Consider the following 16,644-nt stretch of genomic DNA (forward strand, 5'->3'; position numbering starts at 1 on the left):
TGATTTATATGTATTTATTTTTATTTAACCCCTGATGGGTAGTCGAAATGACTATGAAAAAGACTGTCATTATGACAATCTGCATTGTCAAAATGACTGCGAGGCGATGATGAGTTTTTCGGTAAATGTGCTGGCGGGTATCGCCATTGAATTACAGAGCGGCATTGGCCATGCCGACCGTTTTCAGCGTCTGATTACCACGCTGCGCCAGGTGCTGGAATGTGACGCTTCGGCACTACTGCGCTATGACGCGCGGCAATTTATCCCGCTGGCAATTGATGGCCTTGCGCAGGATGTGCTGGGACGGCGCTTTACGCTGGAAGGGCACCCGCGGCTGGAGGCGATTGCCCGTGCCGGGGATGTGGTGCGTTTCCCGGCAGACAGCACGTTGCCGGACCCGTATGACGGGCTGATCCCCGGCCAGGAGAGCCTGAAAGTGCACGCCTGTGTGGGGCTGCCCCTGTTTGCCGGACAGAGCCTGATTGGCGCGCTCACCCTTGATGGCATGGCGCCGGATCAGTTCGATAGCTTTAGCGATGAAGAACTGCGTCTGATTGCGGCGCTGGCGGCAGGGGCGCTCAACAATGCGCTGCTCATTGAAAAACTCGAAAGCCAGAATATGGCGCCCGGCCTGCCGACCACCTTTGAACAGGTCGCGCACACCGAAATGATCGGTCTTTCACAGGGCATGGCGCAGCTTAAAAAAGAGATAGAGATTGTCGCCGGTTCCGATTTGAACGTACTGATAAGCGGCGAGACCGGCACTGGCAAAGAGTTGGTAGCAAAAGCCATCCATGAAAACTCGCCCCGTGCGGCAGACGCGCTGGTCTATCTTAATTGTGCCGCGCTGCCGGAAAGCGTGGCGGAAAGCGAGCTGTTTGGCCATGTCAAAGGGGCGTTTACCGGGGCCATCAGCAACCGTAGCGGTAAATTTGAAATGGCCGATAACGGCACGTTGTTTCTGGATGAGATCGGCGAGCTGTCGCTGGCGCTGCAGGCAAAGCTACTGCGGGTGCTGCAATACGGCGATATTCAGCGTGTCGGGGACGATCGCAGCCTGCGGGTGGACGTACGCGTACTGGCCGCCACCAACCGTGATCTGCGTGAAGAGGTGCTGGCCGGGCGTTTTCGCTCCGATCTGTTTCACCGCCTGAGCGTGTTTCCGCTGGTTGTTCCGCCGCTGCGTGAACGCGGTGAGGATGTGGTGCTACTGGCAGGGTATTTCTGCGAGCAGTGCCGTCTGCGCCTTGGCCTGGAGCGTGTGGTGCTCAGCCCCGGCGCGCGGGCGCATCTGCTGGCCTACCGTTGGCCTGGAAATGTGCGGGAGCTGGAACATGCTATCCACCGTGCGATTGTGCTGGCGCGCGGTACGCGAAGCGGGGATGACATCGTACTGGAAACGCGCCATTTTGCGCTGAACGATGAGGCGGAACAGAGTATGGTGACCCGCCAGGCATTCTCCGTGGAGAGACAAAATTTGCGGGAAGCGACCGATAATTTTCAGCGTACCGCCATTCGTCAGGCGCTGGAACAAAGCCAGCATAACTGGGCCGCCAGCGCGCGGATGCTGGAGATGGACGTCGCCAACCTGCATCGGCTGGCGAAACGTCTGGGACTGAAGGATTAAATAATTCCGGCCTGATAGAAGGCCTGCAGGTTAATCGCGCCCACCAGCTTGCCGCTGTCATCCACTACCGGGGCAGCGGAGATCTTGCGTTTCATCAGCAACTCTTTGGCATCGATAGCGCGGCTGTCGGCATTAAGGGTGATGCCGCCTTTCGTCATCGCTTCACTGATGTTCGCATCCAGCGCACCGCCGGCAACCAGCCAGCGTCGCAGGTCGCCATCGGAGAAAATGCCCAGAATCTCCTGTGCGTCATCGCAGACGGCCACCATCCCCATCCCCGTATGGCTAAGTTCCAGCATCGCGTCCATCACCGTGGCGTCTATGCGCACATGGGGGATATCTTCTTTACGCATCAGATGATGCACTTTATTCAGCAGGCGTGCGCCGAGCGCCCCTGCCGGATGCGAGCGGGCAAAATCTTCCTCGTTAAACCCACGCGCCTGCATCACGGCCATCGCCAGCGCGTCACCGAGCATCAGCGTATTGACGGTGCTGGAGGTGGGGGCCAGTAACATTGGACAGGCTTCGCGTTCGACGGAAATGTCCAGCACCGCGTCCGCCGCCAGCGCCAGCGGCGACAGGGATTTACCGGTCATTGCCAGCACGGTCACTGAGCGTTCCTGTAACTGCGGCAGGATCAGATCCAGCTCTTTGGCCGAGCCGGAATAGGAGATAAAGAGCAGCACATCACGGCTTTCGATCATCCCTAAATCGCCATGCAGGGCTTCTGCCGCATGGACAAAAAAGGCAGGCGTGCCGGTGCTGGCGAGGGTGGCGGCAATCTTTTTGCCAATATGGCCGGACTTGCCAATACCCGAGACAATCACTTTGCCCCGGCAATGAATAATGGCATTCGCGGCGCGTAAAAACGCCTCGCCCAGGCGCTCCGGCAGGCGGCTTGCTTCCTGCAGCTCCAGCAGTAGCGTCTGACGCGCGGTATTCAGTAAAAGCTCACTCATGTTTTTCTCCGGCTACGATCACTTCTATCCCTTTCTCTTCCAGTGCGGCACGAAAATCAGCCGGGATCCCGGCATCGGTGATTAATTTATCGACACTTTCCAGGCTGCATACAATGTTTGGGCTTTTGCGGCCAAACTTGGACGAATCCGCCATCAGGATCACTTCCCGCGCCGCGTTGCACATGGCTTTACTGACGGTAAAAACTTCATTAAAAGTGGTGACCCCCGCATTCAAATCGATGCCATCAGTACCCATAAAGAGTTTGTCGAAGCTGAAATGTTCGAAGGCATTTTCCGCCAGTTGCCCATGGAAAGAGGCGGATTTTTTACGAAAGGTTCCCCCCGGCATCAGGATGGTTTGCTCATTATCGAGTTCCGAAAGCGCATTGACGATATGCAGGCTATTGGTCATTACGGTGATGTTATTGAAATGGCTCAATAAAGGGACCATCTGCAGCACGGTGCTGCCCGCGTCGAGAATGATGGAATCGCCATCCTGAATAAAGCCCACGGCGGTTTCGGCAATCAGCCCTTTTTGCAGGGTGTTGATGAGGGTCTTATGGTCGATCGGTGGGTCGGCTTCGTCTTTATTGAGCACGACGCCGCCATAGGTGCGGATGACCGCGCCGGAGTGTTCCAGCACCACTAAATCTTTCCGTATGGTGGTGCCCGTGGTGTCGAAGTGTGCTGACAGCTCTTCAACAGAACATTTTCCCTGCTTTTGCAGATGCTCAAGAATGGCTGCCTGCCGCTGACGTGGTTTCATGGGCGCTTTTATCCTGCGTTAAGTTGCAAAATGATAATTTCGCAAGCTCATTGCGTTCACAACGAAATTATCCATGTTTCAATTTAAGCGCTAATAATAGAGCATTCTGACAGCCTGGATCATGGGGAAAGATCACATCAGGCTCTAATTCCTCCCGTTTGAGGCCGATTAAGGTATCGATTTTCGCGGGCCTGGCGAAAACAGTGAGTCCGCGCATCAGCAGGGTATCGACGACGCGGTCCTGTTTATCGAAGGCAACCGCAAGGACAACGCGTGGTTTGAAACGTCCGCCGGAGCGCCCGACACCAACGCGTCCTTGCTGGCAGAGGAGATCAAATGCGCGGTTAAACTGGCGGATCTGCCAGCCGCCCAGCGCCAGTTGGCTGAGCCAGGCGATGACAGCAACAGTAATCAGTGCAGAAACCATTATTTCTCCTTTTCCCGGATGGCGGCGCAAGCGCCTTGTCCGGGCTACGATCTGGTTACCCCGGTAAGCGCAGCGCCGCCGGGGAATCTCCCGGATGTCGGCGTAAACGCCTTGTCCGGGCTACGATCTGGTAGCCCCGGTAAGCGCAGCGCCGCCGGGGAGTCTCCTGGATGGCGGCGTAAACGCCTTGTCCGGGCTACGATCTGGTAGCCCCGGTAAGCGCAGCGCCGCCGGGGAATCTCCCGGATGGCGGCGCAAGCGCCTTGTCCGGGCTACGATCTGGTTACCCCGGTAAGCACAGCGCCGCCGGGGAATCTCCCGGATGGCGGCGTAAACGCCTTGTCCGGGCTACGATCTGATAGCCCCGGTAAGCGCAGCGCCGCCGGGAATCTCCCGGATGGCGGCGTAAACGCCTTGTCCGGGCTACGATCTGGTAGCCCCGGTAAGCGCAGCGCCGCCGGGGAATCTCCCGGATGGCGGCGTAAACGCCTTGTCCGGGCTACGATCTGGTAGCCCCGGTAAGCGCAGCGCCGCCGGGGAATCTCCCGGATGGCGGCGTAAACGCCTTGTCCGGGCTACGATCTGGTAGCCCCGGTAAGCGCAGCGCCGCCGGGGAATCTCCCGGATGGCGGCGCAAGCGCCTTGTCAGAGCTACGATCTGGTAGCCCCGGTAAGCGCAGCGCCACCGGGGAATCTCCCGGATGGCGGCGTAAACGCCTTGTCCGGGCTACGATCTGGTTACCCCGGTAAGCGCAGCGCCGCCGGGGAATCTCCCGGATGGCGGCGTAAACGCTTTGTCCGGGCTACGATCTGGTAGCCCCGGTAAGCGCAGCGCCACCGGGGATCCTTCTGTCAGAACATCACCTGCCCGCCGGTAATATTGATCGACTGCCCGGTACAGTAAGAGGCTCTTGCGCTTGCGTAAAACAGCAGCACATCCAGCACATCCTGATAATCGCAACCGCGTTTTAGCGGGACCTTATCGATGTAATGCTGCTCAACTTTCTCGGCGGCAATCCCCAGTTTGCTGGCATATTGCGGAATCAGGGACTGGAACATCGGTGATTTCAACAGGTTACCCAGCATCAACGAGTGAACGGTAATCCCGTATTCCGCGAGATCCAACGCCAGCGACTGTGTCAGGCCCACGCCGCCAAATTTTGCCGCGCTGTAGCCGGAGTTGTGCTTGCTGCCCACCTTACCGGACTTCGAGTTGATCTGAATAATGCGTCCCTTAATGCCGTCGCGGATCATCAGGCGTGAGAATTCGCGGGCGCAGAGAAAATATCCCACCAGATTAACCTGCAATGAGCGGTCAAAATCCCCGAGCTGCACATCGCTGATAAACGCCGCTTTGGCAATGCCCGCGCTATAAACCAGTAAATCCGTGCGGCCAAAGATCTCATCCACGCCGCGGGCGAGCGCCAGTACGCTCTGCTCGCTGGTGGCATCAGCGCCAAAACCGTAGGCCGCGCCTTCGCCGAACTCGGCGTTAATCTCTTGTGCCACGGTAGCGGCCTTATCACTTTGAATATCCACTACCGCCACGCGATAACCCTCTGCGGCCAGCCCACGGCTGAGGAACGCCCCGAGCGTTTGCCCCCCGCCAATGACAACGGCAACCTGTTTCATACTTTTCTCCTTACGACTTAAGCGACAAATTTCAGTGTGCAACCAGGATTAATGCTCTCCGGTACGTCACCTGCGACGTGCACCGTGCCGGGGTATTCGGCCTGCGTCTGTCCATCGAAGCGCAGGGTAATATGGCCAAGCTCACGCAGATTCAGCTCCGCCACCTCACCGACGGCGGTGACCGGATACTGCTTATCGCCCAGTTCGAAGCGGGCGCCAGGCTTAAGCTGTCCGCAAAAGTCGCCATGACAGTGGATAAAGCAAAACTCAGCCACATCGGCGGGCGCGCCTTCCCGGAAGGTAATCAACATCCGGTCGCTAAGCGCATCGCGCGCGCACTCGCCAATCTGCGTAATCGTGGTTTGGTAAATGACACTCATGAGCAACCTCTTATTGATAAATAAAGCCTGAGACAAACCAGGCGATAAGCACCGTTGGCGCACCGGTCAAGAAGCGGCTAACCAGTACGGACGGCACACCGACGCGCACGGTGTCCTGGCGTGCTTCTGCCAGTGACAGCCCAACGGGGATAAAATCACATGCCGCCTGGGCGTTAATGGCGAACAGGGCTGGCAGGGCAAGGTGTGGCGGGATATTTCCCTGGCCAATTTGCACGCCAATCAATACGCCGATCACCTGGGCAATGACGGCCCCTGGGCCGAGGAACGGCGACAGCAGAGGGAAAGAACAAATCAGCGCCAGCGTCACCAGCCCTAACGGATGGCTGGCAAGGGGTGCCAGGCCGTGGGCTATCCAGTCCCCCAAACCGGACGCCATAATGATCCCGATAAGCGCCGAGACGAACGCCATAAACGGCAGGATGGTTTTCAGCACCGTATCGATGGTGTCGCGTCCGGCCTGGAAGAGTACGGCGACGGCAGAGCCCATGCCCATGCCGACTTTGGCCAGCAGGCCATCGCTCTGTTCGGTGATTTTTTTGCTACTGTCGTAATGGCGGGCGCTTGTTTCGCGTTGCGCCGGTTTCCCGGTGAGTTCGCCGTCCTGCCAGTAGATATTTTCTTCTCTTACGCCAGAGACATAGATATCTTCCAGGATGTACTGCGCCAGCGGTCCGGACTTGCCGGTGGCATGGATATTGATGGTGGGAATACGCCGTTTCGGGTAAATGCCGCAGCGTAATGTACCGCCGCAGTCGATGACGGCCACGCCGATTTCTGCTTCGGCAGGTTCCCCTTCTTTAAAGCCGTCAACCGCTTCCCAGCTGGTCATTTGTGCCAGTTTGTCGACGATCGCCGGACGCGTCCCAGCCGTGATGTAGACTATTTTTTTGTTCATGGAGGGATCGAGTGCCAGTGGGCCACCCCAGCCGCCGGTCCCTTTTTCAATCACAATGCGGCTCATGATGTCGCTCCTGCCAGTTGTACTTTCTGTTCAAGCTCAATGCCCATTTTTTTCTCGAAAATCGCGGTCGTCAGATCGGTAATCCAGCCACGGAAGAAGTTGGTGACCAGGCCTACCAGCAGGTAACTGACGGCAAGCGGCCCCAGCGGCAGGCCGAGGGTGGTCAGGCCATTGGCAATGCCTAAATAGACGAACAACTCGCCGGGGTTAATGTGGGGGAAGAGGCCATTCATTGAGTGGCAACTGTAAGACGCGGCCGCGTAATAACTGGGTTTGTAACGTTCCGGCATAAAACGCCCAAGACTCAGGGTCATGGGGTTACAGAAAACAAATGTGCCCACGCACGGTAGCAACAGATAACGGGTTACCGGGTTGCCGGCGCAGCGCTGCGCCAACCGTTCAATACGATGCTGACCAATGAAATTGATCAGTGCGTTCATGATAACCAGCAGACTTATCAGCAGCGGCAGAATACCGGTCACCATTCCGGTAAACACAACCCCGCCTTTCTGAAACAGCCCGATGAACCATTCGGCACCATGAGTAATGGTTTCGATCATTGTTCTCTCCTGTAGGGTTTTCTCGTTGTTGCAAAACTGAGACTTATAATAATCACTATGAAAGGTTAAAAAGTGTTATTTAGATCTCAATATGAAAGATAAAATGATCATTGTGAAAGTTTTTGGCAGGTAAAAGATGAGAGGTGAAGAAAAACGCGGCATTTCAGATAAGAGGAGAGAGAAGAAACATGGAAGCCGCTTCCTTGTGGAAGCCCGCATGCTTTACCATAATTCCTCCTGGTTGAATGAATCGTTAAATGGATGTCCCATGTTTAAGCGTCGTTACGCAGCGCTCCTCCCTGCGCTCGTTTTACTTGCCGCCTGCAGCAGCAAACCTCATCAAACCGCAGCATCCACCGACGGTGTGATAACCGGTCAGCCCGCAGAACCCTCTGGCGGTTTCCTGCTCAAACCGCAACATAATGTGATGGCGATGGGCGGTGACTTCGCCAATAACCCGGCGGCGGAGCAGTTCATCAATGAGATGGTGAGCAAGCACGGCTTTGATCGTCAGCAGTTACACGAAATTCTCTCTCAGGCGAAGCGACTCGATTACGTGCTGCGCCTGATGGACAGGCAGGCACCAACCGGCCCGGCACCGGTTGGACCGAATGGCGCATGGCTGCGTTATCGCAGCCAGTTCATCACCCCGGATAACGTGCAAAACGGCGTGGCGTTCTGGAACCAATATGAAGACGCGCTGAATCGCGCATGGATGGTGTACGGTGTACCGCCGGAAATTATCGTAGGCATTATCGGCGTCGAAACCCGATGGGGCCGCGTGATGGGCAAAACGCGTATCCTTGATGCGCTGGCGACGCTCTCCTTCGACTATCCACGTCGCGCCGCGTATTTCTCCAGCGAACTGGAAACGTTCCTGCTGATGGCGCGAGATGAAAGTGATGATCCGCTCGATTTGAAAGGTTCGTTCGCCGGTGCGATGGGCTACGGCCAGTTTATGCCGTCGTCTTACAAACAGTATGCCGTTGATTTTAATGGCGACGGGCATATCAATCTGTGGGACCCGGTCGATGCCATCGGCAGCGTGGCAAACTACTTCAAAGAACATGGCTGGGTGAAAGGCGATCTGGTGGCGGTGCCAGCGAATGGCCAGGCGCCGGGGCTGGCGAATGGCTTTAAAACCAACTACAGCGTGGCGCAACTGGCGTCAGCGGGCTTAACACCGCAACAACCGTTGGGGAACCATCAACAGGCCAGCCTGTTGCGTCTGGATGTTGGCACCAGTTATGAGTACTGGTACGGCTTACCCAACTTCTACACCATCACCCGTTACAACAGCAGCACGCACTACGCGATGGCGGTCTGGCAGCTTGGTCAGGCGGTTGCGCTGGCGCGCGTTCGCTAATTGTCTGCCCCTTCCTGTGGGAGGGGCAGAAACATTTCGACGCACTCCCCCCTTAAATTCCCGTTTACTTCATTGCTGCTTCTGATTATTGTTATGTTATAACATATTAAAGGTTCAGTGATGATGGATTTAACCCTTTTCGCCTGCGCCAGCGTGGTCCGGCTTGGACTGGCTACGGCGCTGTTGGTTGCGCTTTGGTTGCTAACGGCATGGTCGGTGGCACTGGCATGATTGCGCTTGATCATCTGGTGGCGGGCTACGGCTCGCAGGCCATTACCCCGTCTCTGTGTGGCGTGATTGAAGCCGGAAGCATGACCGCGATTGTCGGCGCCAATGGCTGCGGTAAATCGACGTTACTCAAAACGCTGGCAGGCATACTGCCGCCGGTCAGCGGCACGCTGCGCTGGTCTCCTTCGCGCCCGGTGATCAGCTGGCTGGCACAGCGGCAGACGCTGGACCCGCATTTCCCGATTACGGTTCAGGATGTGGTGAGCATGGGGGCCTGGCCGCGTATCTCGCTGTTGCGTGGTCTCAATCGCCAGGCCAGAGCGCATGTCTGCGAAGCGCTGGAGCGAGTCGGGATGTTGAATATGGCCAAAACCACCGTTGAAGCGCTCTCCGGCGGCCAGTTTCAGCGCATGCTCTTTGCCCGCATGTGGCTGCAGCAGGCACCGCTTGTCATGCTCGATGAACCCTTTACCGGCATTGATGAGGTCACAAGCCAGGTGCTTATGGAGCAGATTGTCGATATGCATCAGCAGGGGCAAACCATTCTCGCCGTGTTGCACGACAGCGAACGCGTCAAACGCTACTTCCCCCAGACGCTACGCCTGGACACGGAAAGCGCCCATTGGGGAGCAACCGCATTGACCTCAATGCAGAACAACGGAGCGTGCCTGGCATGATATGGCATCTCTTTTTCCAGCCGTTTATTGAGTTTGGTTTTATGCGTCGCGCGCTGGTGGTGTGCCTGGCGTTATCCGTCAGCACCACGGCGCTTGGCGTATTTCTGCAACTGCGGCGAATGAGCCTGATGGGTGATGCACTCTCACACGCGATATTACCTGGCGTGGCGACAGGTTATCTCCTCAACGGCATGTCATTACTGGCCATGAGTCTGGGGGGGTTTTTCGCCGGGATTATCGTGGCGCTGGTGGCCGGGATTATCAGCCGACGTACGCCATTGAAAGAAGATGCCAGCTTTGCCGGTTTGTATCTCGCCTCATTAGCGCTGGGCGTGACGCTGGTGTCGCTGCGCGGCTCAAGCGTTGATCTGCTGCATTTACTGTTTGGCTCGGTGCTGGCGGTCGATCGGGACGCGGCGCTGTTTGTCGCGGGCGTTGCCAGCCTGACGCTGCTCTGCCTGGCGCTGTTTTATCGCGGGCTGGTGAGCGAGGCCTTCGACAGCCGTTTTTTGCAGATAAACGCACCGCGGCTTCCCGCCCTGTTCCACAGCCTGTTTCTGGCACTGCTGGTGCTAAACCTCGTCGCCGGGTTTCAGGTGCTGGGCACATTAATGGCGGTGGGGGTGATGATTTTACCGGCGGTAGCGGCACGCTGCTGGGCGAGGACATTACCTGGCCTGCTGTTATTTGCAGGCGTTAGCGGTGCGTTGTGCGCATGGTTTGGTCTGAGTCTTTCGTGGATGGCAGGGTTGCCGGCGGGGCCGTCTATCGTCCTGACCGCGAGCGTCGTTTTTATTTTTTCCATCTTATTCGGGGTGCGCAGCACGTTACGCGCACAAAAACCAGGCAAGGAGACATAATGAAAAAGGCAGGTGTGGTTCTGGCATTAGCGCTTGGGCTGATGACGCAAAATGTAATGGCGAAAACATTGAACGTGGTCGCCAGTTTCTCGGTACTGGGGGATATCGCCGCCAAAACAGGGGGCGATCACGTGAAAGTCACCACGCTGGTCGGGCCGGATGGTGATCCGCACACCTTCGAGCCGAGCGCCAAAGACAGCGCACTGCTCAATAAGGCCGATGTGGTGGTGGTCAATGGTCTGGGGCTGGAAGGTTGGCTGGATCGACTGGTCAAAGCATCAGGTTTCAAAGGCGTGGTCGTTGTCGCTTCTGAGGGCGTTTCAACGCACACGCTCGAAGAAGACGGCAAAACCGTGACTGACCCGCATGCCTGGAACAGTGCGGCTAACGGCGCGCGCTATGCGAAAAATATCCTGGCGGCCTATGTCAAAGCCGACCCGCAGGATGAAGCGGCGCTGAAAGCCACCGGACAGCGTTATATTGACCAGGTACAGCAGATGGATAGCTGGGCGAAAACCCAGTTTGACGCGGTACCGCAAGAGAAACGCAAAGTGCTGACCAGCCATGACGCCTTTGGTTACTTTGGCCGCGCATACGGCGTGACCTTCCTGGCGCCGCAGGGTATCTCTTCGGAAAGTGAAGCCAGTGCGCAGCAGGTGGCTGAGTTGATTAAGCAGATCAAAGCCGACGGCGTACATACCTGGTTTATGGAAAACCAGCTTGATCCGCGCCTGGTCAAACAGATTGCCAGCGCGACCGGTGCACAGCCTGGCGGGGAACTCTATCCTGAGGCTCTGAGCAAAAAAGGCGGCGTGGCGGACTCCTACGTCAAAGCGTTTCGCCATAACGTTGAAACTATCGCCAACAGCATGAAATAACCGCGCTAAGCCAGCGTAAGCTGGCTTTTTTCTGAAGCCTCCTCGTAAATTCGTCACCGCATCCCCACCTTTATCCTGAAAGTGGTATCTTTTCCGCCACGGTTTTTGCACGACAGGGGTCACTATGACTGACAGCGAATTAAGGGAACTGAGTGAGCGTGTGGGGCTGGCGCTCAAGGCACGCGGCGCAACCGTCACCACGGCGGAGTCCTGTACGGGCGGTTGGGTGGCAAAAGCCATTACCGATATCGCCGGGAGTTCCGCCTGGTTTGAGCGTGGCTTTGTCACCTACAGTAATGAGGCCAAGTCGCAGATGATTGGCGTTAAGGCAGAAACGCTCGCAGCACAGGGTGCAGTGAGTGAACCTGTAGTGGTGGAGATGGCAATTGGCGCGCTAAAAGCTGCACGGGCGGATTTCGCCATTTCTATAAGCGGCATTGCCGGGCCTGACGGGGGCAGCGACAGCAAGCCTGTCGGCACCGTGTGGTTTGGTTTTGCCAGCGTAAGCGGGCAGGGGATTACCCGTCGCGAGCGCTTCGATGGCGACCGCGAAGCGGTGCGTCGTCGGGCGACGGTGTATGCGTTGCAAACACTGTGGCAACATTTTCTACAAAACACTTGATACTGTATGACTATACAGTATAATTGCGACAACAGAACAGAAATTCACGGCGGAGCATAGTCGCTTCACCTTGCATGACAGGAGTAATAATGGCTATCGACGAAAACAAACAAAAGGCGCTTGCGGCAGCACTGGGTCAGATCGAAAAGCAATTCGGTAAAGGCTCCATCATGCGTCTGGGTGAAGACCGTTCTATGGATGTCGAAACGATCTCCACCGGTTCACTTTCGCTGGATATCGCACTGGGTGCGGGCGGTCTGCCAATGGGCCGTATTGTTGAAATTTATGGGCCAGAATCCTCCGGTAAAACGACGCTGACCCTGCAGGTTATCGCCGCAGCGCAGCGTGAAGGCAAAACCTGTGCGTTTATCGATGCCGAACATGCGTTGGACCCTGTATATGCACGCAAGCTGGGTGTGGATATCGATAACCTGCTGTGTTCTCAGCCGGATACCGGTGAGCAGGCGCTGGAAATCTGTGATGCGCTGGCCCGCTCTGGTGCCGTTGACGTTATCGTTGTCGACTCCGTTGCGGCGCTGACACCGAAAGCAGAAATCGAAGGCGAAATCGGCGACTCTCACATGGGCCTCGCGGCACGTATGATGAGCCAGGCGATGCGTAAACTGGCGGGTAACCTTAAACAGTCCAACACGCTGCTGATCTTTATCAACCAGATCCGTATGAAAATTGGTGTGATGTTCGGTAACCCGGAAACCACCACCGGTGGTAACGCGCTGAAATTCTACGCTTCTGTTCGTCTGGACATTCGTCGCGTTGGCGCGGTGAAAGAGGGCGACAACGTGGTGGGTAGCGAAACCCGTGTGAAAGTGGTGAAAAACAAAATCGCTGCACCGTTCAAACAGGCTGAGTTCCAGATCCTCTACGGCGAAGGTATCAACTTCTACGGCGAACTGGTTGACCTGGGCGTGAAAGAGAAGCTGATTGAAAAGGCGGGTGCCTGGTACAGCTACAACGGCGAGAAAATCGGTCAGGGTAAAGCGAATGCGACAAACTGGCTGAAAGAAAACCCGGCAACGGCGAAAGAAATCGAGAAGAAAGTGCGTGAGATCCTGCTCAGCAATCCTTCTTCCGGTGCCGATTTCTCGGTGGACGACAGCGGTGAAGGTGTCGAAGAAACCAACGAAGATTTCTGATAATCTGAATGACAATCAAGGGCTGCGGATGCAGCCCTTTTGTTTTTCAGAGTCTGCCAGGATTTAACCATGTCTGACAACACGCCCCGACGCTCTGCCTGTGCCCGCTTGCTTGACCGCGCCTTACGCATTTTGGCTATGCGTGATCATGCGGAACAGGAACTTCGCAGAAAACTTACCGCCCCTGTCATGGGCAAAAATGGTCTGGAAAAAACGGACGCCACGCCGGAAGATGTCGACAAAGTTATTGCCTGGTGCATGGAAAATAACTACCTCGACGATGCGCGCTTTGCCCGTCAGTTCATTGCCAGCCGCAGTCGCAAAGGCTATGGCCCAGCACGTATCCGCCAGGAGATGGGCCAGAAAGGGCTGACGCGGGATGTCAGCGAAAGCGCGATGCGAGAATGCGATATCGACTGGTGCGAACTTGCCCGGGAACAGGCGCAGCGTAAATTCGGCGAGCCGCTACCCGTGGCCTTTGCGGAAAAAGTAAAAGTGCAACGCTTTTTACTCTATCGCGGTTATTTACTGGAAGATATTCAGGAAATCTGGCGAAATTTTGCCGGTTGACCGCATACGGGATTTTACTTCGCAGTAAAGAAAACTTATCTTATTCCCACTTTTTCCAGTAGCGGGTTGCTGTCTGTCAAAGGGCAGTAATCCGTTACGACATTTCGTTAGCTTGATTTCAGGATAATTATGAGCAAGAGCACCGCTGAGATCCGTCAGGCGTTTCTCGATTTTTTCCATAGCAAGGGCCATCAGGTAGTTGCGAGCAGCTCCCTTGTGCCGAATAACGACCCGACTCTGCTGTTTACTAACGCCGGGATGAACCAGTTCAAGGATGTCTTCCTTGGGCTCGACAAGCGTAATTATTCCCGTGCAACTACCGCGCAGCGCTGCGTGCGTGCGGGTGGTAAACACAACGACCTGGAAAACGTCGGTTACACCGCGCGTCACCATACCTTCTTCGAAATGCTGGGCAACTTCAGCTTCGGCGACTACTTCAAACACGATGCTATCCAGTACGCATGGGAGCTGTTGACCGGTGATAACTGGTTCAAACTGCCGAAAGAACGTCTGTGGGTGACGGTATACGAGACCGACGACGAAGCCTACGAAATCTGGGAAAAAGAAGTCGGAATTCCGCGCGAGCGTATTATCCGTATCGGAGACAACAAAGGCGCGCCTTATGCTTCCGATAACTTCTGGCAGATGGGCGATACCGGTCCATGCGGCCCTTGCACCGAGATTTTCTACGACCACGGCGACCACATCTGGGGTGGCCCTCCGGGAAGCCCGGAAGAAGACGGTGACCGTTACATTGAGATCTGGAACATCGTCTTTATGCAGTTCAACCGTCAGGCTGACGGTACCATGGAGCCGCTGCCGAAACCGTCCGTTGATACGGGCATGGGTCTCGAACGTATCACCGCTGTGCTGCAACATGTGAATTCCAACTACGAAATCGATCTGTTCAGCAAACTTATCAAAGCGGTAGCTGAGGTGACCGGCGCAACCGATTTGAGTAACAAATCCCTGCGTGTGATCGCGGATCATATTCGTTCCTGTGCCTTCCTGATTGCTGATGGCGTAATCCCCTCGAATGAAAACCGTGGCTATGTGCTACGTCGTATCATTCGTCGTGCAATCCGTCACGGCAACATGCTGGGCGCGAAGGATACGTTCTTCTACAAACTGGTTGGTCCGCTGCTCGACGTAATGGGATCTGCTGGTGAAGAACTGAAACGCCAGCAAACGCAGGTTGAGCAAGTTCTGAAAACCGAAGAAGAACAGTTTGCCCGTACGCTGGAGCGTGGTCTGGCGCTGCTGGACGAAGAACTGGCGAAACTCAAAGGCGACACGCTGGACGGCGAAACCGCTTTCCGCCTGTACGATACCTATGGTTTCCCGGTGGACCTGACGGCCGACGTATGCCGCGAGCGTAATCTGAAAGTTGACGAAAAAGGCTTTGAAGCCGCAATGGAAGAACAGCGTCGTCGTGCGCGTGAATCCAGCGGTTTTGGCGCTGACTATAATGCGATGATCCGCGTCGACGGCAGCTCAGAATTTAAAGGCTATGACCATCTGGAACTGACCGGCAAAGTGACCGCGCTGTTTGTTGATGGTAAAGCCGTTGATGCGGTTAACGCCGGCCAGGAAGCCGTCGTGATTCTGGATCAGACCCCATTCTATGCCGAATCCGGTGGTCAGGTGGGTGACAAAGGCGAATTGAAAGGCAATGGCTTTACCTTCACCGTCAACGACACGCAGAAATATGGCCAGGCCATTGGTCATCTGGGTCGCGTTACCGCAGGTTCGCTGAAAGTGGGCGACGGCGTTAAAGCTGAGGTGGATGAGGCCCGTCGTTTACGTATTCGTCTGAACCACTCTGCGACACACCTGATGCATGCCGCGTTGCGCGAAGTGTTGGGTACGCATGTGGCGCAGAAAGGCTCACTGGTTAACGATAAGGCACTGCGTTTCGACTTCTCACATTTTGAAGCGATGAAGCCGTCTGAAATCCGTGCGGTAGAAGATCTGGTGAACGCGCAAATTCGTCGTAACCTGCCTGTCGAAACCAACATCATGGATATTGACGCGGCAAAAGCATCTGGCGCAATGGCGCTGTTTGGTGAGAAATATGATGACCGCGTGCGTGTTCTGCGCATGGGTGATTTCTCCACTGAACTGTGTGGTGGCACTCACGCGTCACGTACGGGCGATATCGGCTTGTTCCGTATTGTGTCTGAGTCAGGCACTGCTGCGGGCGTCCGTCGTATTGAAGCCGTGACCGGCGAAGGCGCAATTGCGGCATTGCATGCGCAAAGCGACCAGTTGCATGATATTGCACAGTTGTTGAAAGGCGATAGCGCCAATCTCGGTGACAAAGTGCGTTCCGCGCTGGAGCGTACCCGTCAGCTCGAAAAAGAGATACAACAGCTTAAAGAACAACAGGCCGCTCAGGAAAGCGCAAGCTTGATCGAGAAGGCTGAGGATATCAACGGCGTTAAACTCCTTGTCAGCGTGCTGGAGGGTGTTGAACCGAAGATGCTGCGTACCATGGTCGACGATCTCAAGAACCAATTAGGTTCTGCCGTAATCGTTCTGGCCACAGTGGCAGAAGGTAAGGTTTCTCTGATTGCGGGTGTGTCTAAGGATGTGACCGATCGCGTCAAAGCAGGGGAACTGGTTGGAATGGTTGCCCAGCAAGTGGGCGGTAAAGGCGGCGGGCGTCCGGATATGGCGCAAGCTGGCGGCACGGACGTGGCAGCGCTTCCTGCAGCAATGTCCAGCGTAAAAGGCTGGGTAGGCGCGAAACTGTAAAAATTACAAAGCGAATAGCAGTCGCCATGGCCTTGTCGCCATGGCGTTCTTGCCACTACGCTATTGAAAACGATAAAGTCAGGTTGAAGTTGTGTATATCGGCTAAACTTACGTCTAACAGAATGTGATGCCGTGACTGCTTACACTTTACGTGTTTGTCATCGCTTACTTTTTGGCGTTATATGATGGAGAATGCCGG

General features: G+C 55.8%; 18 protein-coding genes. 11 read left to right on the forward strand and 7 right to left on the reverse strand.

Features of this window, described 5'->3' with window-relative positions; all coding sequences use genetic code 11:
- Nucleotides 1-109 precede the first annotated feature (109 nt).
- Nucleotides 110-1,627 (forward strand): nitric oxide reductase transcriptional regulator NorR, encoded by a 1,518-nt coding sequence (gene norR / locus AB182_RS04870; protein WP_047369123.1) that lies wholly within the window; start codon nt 110-112, stop codon nt 1,625-1,627.
- On the opposite strand, the gene gutQ is transcribed toward norR, so the two are convergent.
- The 3 genes from gutQ to gutM form a co-directional block, all read right to left on the reverse strand.
- The gene (gene gutQ / locus AB182_RS04875) at nt 1,624-2,586 is read right to left on the reverse strand and encodes an arabinose-5-phosphate isomerase GutQ (RefSeq protein ID WP_047369124.1); all 963 of its coding nucleotides are present in this window, start codon (nt 2,584-2,586) and stop codon (nt 1,624-1,626) included. The two genes, norR and gutQ, sit on opposite strands and share 4 nt — an antisense overlap.
- Nucleotides 2,579-3,352, reverse strand: a complete 774-nt coding sequence (srlR, locus tag AB182_RS04880) for a glucitol operon DNA-binding transcriptional repressor SrlR (protein WP_047369125.1) — start codon at nt 3,350-3,352, stop codon at nt 2,579-2,581. The genes gutQ and srlR overlap by 8 nt, the downstream gene beginning before the upstream one ends.
- A 67-nt stretch (nt 3,353-3,419) precedes the next feature.
- Nucleotides 3,420-3,779 carry a transcriptional regulator GutM gene (gutM, locus tag AB182_RS04885; RefSeq protein WP_047369126.1) on the reverse strand — a complete coding sequence of 120 codons (360 nt, stop codon included), beginning with the start codon at nt 3,777-3,779 and terminating at the stop codon, nt 3,420-3,422.
- Between the two features lie 246 nt (nt 3,780-4,025).
- Between gutM and AB182_RS32305 the strand changes: the two genes are divergently transcribed.
- Together AB182_RS32305 and AB182_RS32310 are read left to right on the forward strand one after the other, a co-directional pair.
- Nucleotides 4,026-4,292, forward strand: a complete 267-nt coding sequence (locus AB182_RS32305; RefSeq protein ID WP_139153690.1) for a hypothetical protein — start codon at nt 4,026-4,028, stop codon at nt 4,290-4,292.
- A gap of 112 nt (nt 4,293-4,404) precedes the next feature.
- A complete protein-coding gene (locus tag AB182_RS32310; protein WP_139153691.1) occupies nt 4,405-4,596 on the forward strand; it encodes a hypothetical protein in 192 nt (63 codons plus the stop codon).
- 35 nt (nt 4,597-4,631) lie between these two features.
- Here AB182_RS32310 and srlD read toward each other — a convergent pair whose 3' ends face one another.
- From srlD to srlA, 4 genes are read right to left on the reverse strand one after another with little or no spacing between them, the layout of a single operon-like run.
- Nucleotides 4,632-5,411 carry a sorbitol-6-phosphate dehydrogenase gene (srlD, locus tag AB182_RS04890; RefSeq protein WP_047369127.1) on the reverse strand — a complete coding sequence of 260 codons (780 nt, stop codon included), beginning with the start codon at nt 5,409-5,411 and terminating at the stop codon, nt 4,632-4,634.
- A 17-nt stretch (nt 5,412-5,428) separates the two neighbouring features.
- Nucleotides 5,429-5,791, reverse strand: a complete 363-nt coding sequence (gene srlB / locus AB182_RS04895; RefSeq protein WP_047369128.1) for a PTS glucitol/sorbitol transporter subunit IIA — start codon at nt 5,789-5,791, stop codon at nt 5,429-5,431.
- Nucleotides 5,792-5,801: 10 nt separating this feature from the next.
- Nucleotides 5,802-6,773, reverse strand: a complete 972-nt coding sequence (gene srlE, locus AB182_RS04900) for a PTS glucitol/sorbitol transporter subunit IIB (RefSeq protein WP_047369129.1) — start codon at nt 6,771-6,773, stop codon at nt 5,802-5,804.
- A complete protein-coding gene (srlA, locus tag AB182_RS04905; protein WP_047369130.1) occupies nt 6,770-7,333 on the reverse strand; it encodes a PTS glucitol/sorbitol transporter subunit IIC in 564 nt (187 codons plus the stop codon). Before srlA ends, srlE begins: the two co-directional genes overlap by 4 nt.
- 268 nt (nt 7,334-7,601) lie before the next feature.
- On the opposite strand from srlA, the gene mltB reads away from it, so the two are divergent.
- The 8 genes from mltB (at nt 7,602) to alaS (ending at nt 16,445) form a co-directional block, all read left to right on the forward strand.
- Nucleotides 7,602-8,699, forward strand: a complete 1,098-nt coding sequence (mltB, locus tag AB182_RS04910; protein WP_047369131.1) for a lytic murein transglycosylase B — start codon at nt 7,602-7,604, stop codon at nt 8,697-8,699.
- Nucleotides 8,700-8,926: 227 nt separating this feature from the next.
- A complete protein-coding gene (locus AB182_RS04915; protein ID WP_047369132.1) occupies nt 8,927-9,604 on the forward strand; it encodes a metal ABC transporter ATP-binding protein in 678 nt (225 codons plus the stop codon).
- Entirely contained in the window at nt 9,601-10,464 is an 864-nt protein-coding gene (locus AB182_RS04920) for a metal ABC transporter permease (protein ID WP_047369133.1), read from the forward strand. Before AB182_RS04915 ends, AB182_RS04920 begins: the two co-directional genes overlap by 4 nt.
- Complete coding sequence (locus AB182_RS04925; RefSeq protein ID WP_047369134.1) at nt 10,464-11,342, forward strand: metal ABC transporter substrate-binding protein; 879 nt, start codon at nt 10,464-10,466, stop codon at nt 11,340-11,342. The genes AB182_RS04920 and AB182_RS04925 overlap by 1 nt, the downstream gene beginning before the upstream one ends.
- Before the next feature lie 124 nt (nt 11,343-11,466).
- Nucleotides 11,467-11,964, forward strand: a complete 498-nt coding sequence (gene pncC / locus AB182_RS04930) for a nicotinamide-nucleotide amidase (protein WP_047369135.1) — start codon at nt 11,467-11,469, stop codon at nt 11,962-11,964.
- An 89-nt stretch (nt 11,965-12,053) separates the two neighbouring features.
- Entirely contained in the window at nt 12,054-13,118 is a 1,065-nt protein-coding gene (recA, locus tag AB182_RS04935) for a recombinase RecA (protein ID WP_039077622.1), read from the forward strand.
- Between the two features lie 69 nt (nt 13,119-13,187).
- Complete coding sequence (gene recX / locus AB182_RS04940; RefSeq protein WP_047369136.1) at nt 13,188-13,688, forward strand: recombination regulator RecX; 501 nt, start codon at nt 13,188-13,190, stop codon at nt 13,686-13,688.
- A 129-nt stretch (nt 13,689-13,817) separates the two neighbouring features.
- Nucleotides 13,818-16,445, forward strand: a complete 2,628-nt coding sequence (gene alaS / locus AB182_RS04945) for an alanine--tRNA ligase (RefSeq protein ID WP_047369137.1) — start codon at nt 13,818-13,820, stop codon at nt 16,443-16,445.
- Nucleotides 16,446-16,644 lie beyond the last annotated feature (199 nt).

This window comes from Phytobacter ursingii (assembly GCF_001022135.1).
Taxonomy (GTDB): Bacteria; Pseudomonadota; Gammaproteobacteria; order Enterobacterales; family Enterobacteriaceae; genus Phytobacter; species Phytobacter ursingii.

Excerpts from the sequence above, each read along its gene's own strand:
- srlE (WP_047369129.1), bottom strand. The coding sequence starts at position 6,773 with ATGAGCCGCATTGTGATTGAAAAAGGGACCGGCGGCTGGGGTGGCCCA.
- srlA (WP_047369130.1), bottom strand. The coding sequence starts at position 7,333 with ATGATCGAAACCATTACTCATGGTGCCGAATGGTTCATCGGGCTGTTT.
- pncC (WP_047369135.1), top strand. The coding sequence starts at position 11,467 with ATGACTGACAGCGAATTAAGGGAACTGAGTGAGCGTGTGGGGCTGGCG.
- AB182_RS04925 (WP_047369134.1), top strand. The coding sequence starts at position 10,464 with ATGAAAAAGGCAGGTGTGGTTCTGGCATTAGCGCTTGGGCTGATGACG.
- gutQ (WP_047369124.1), bottom strand. The coding sequence starts at position 2,586 with ATGAGTGAGCTTTTACTGAATACCGCGCGTCAGACGCTACTGCTGGAG.
- recA (WP_039077622.1), top strand. The coding sequence starts at position 12,054 with ATGGCTATCGACGAAAACAAACAAAAGGCGCTTGCGGCAGCACTGGGT.
- srlB (WP_047369128.1), bottom strand. The coding sequence starts at position 5,791 with ATGAGTGTCATTTACCAAACCACGATTACGCAGATTGGCGAGTGCGCG.
- srlR (WP_047369125.1), bottom strand. The coding sequence starts at position 3,352 with ATGAAACCACGTCAGCGGCAGGCAGCCATTCTTGAGCATCTGCAAAAG.
- AB182_RS04915 (WP_047369132.1), top strand. The coding sequence starts at position 8,927 with ATGATTGCGCTTGATCATCTGGTGGCGGGCTACGGCTCGCAGGCCATT.
- AB182_RS04920 (WP_047369133.1), top strand. The coding sequence starts at position 9,601 with ATGATATGGCATCTCTTTTTCCAGCCGTTTATTGAGTTTGGTTTTATG.
- recX (WP_047369136.1), top strand. The coding sequence starts at position 13,188 with ATGTCTGACAACACGCCCCGACGCTCTGCCTGTGCCCGCTTGCTTGAC.
- srlD (WP_047369127.1), bottom strand. The coding sequence starts at position 5,411 with ATGAAACAGGTTGCCGTTGTCATTGGCGGGGGGCAAACGCTCGGGGCG.
- AB182_RS32310 (WP_139153691.1), top strand. The coding sequence starts at position 4,405 with ATGGCGGCGCAAGCGCCTTGTCAGAGCTACGATCTGGTAGCCCCGGTA.
- AB182_RS32305 (WP_139153690.1), top strand. The coding sequence starts at position 4,026 with ATGGCGGCGCAAGCGCCTTGTCCGGGCTACGATCTGGTTACCCCGGTA.
- alaS (WP_047369137.1), top strand. The coding sequence starts at position 13,818 with ATGAGCAAGAGCACCGCTGAGATCCGTCAGGCGTTTCTCGATTTTTTC.
- norR (WP_047369123.1), top strand. The coding sequence starts at position 110 with ATGAGTTTTTCGGTAAATGTGCTGGCGGGTATCGCCATTGAATTACAG.
- gutM (WP_047369126.1), bottom strand. The coding sequence starts at position 3,779 with ATGGTTTCTGCACTGATTACTGTTGCTGTCATCGCCTGGCTCAGCCAA.
- mltB (WP_047369131.1), top strand. The coding sequence starts at position 7,602 with ATGTTTAAGCGTCGTTACGCAGCGCTCCTCCCTGCGCTCGTTTTACTT.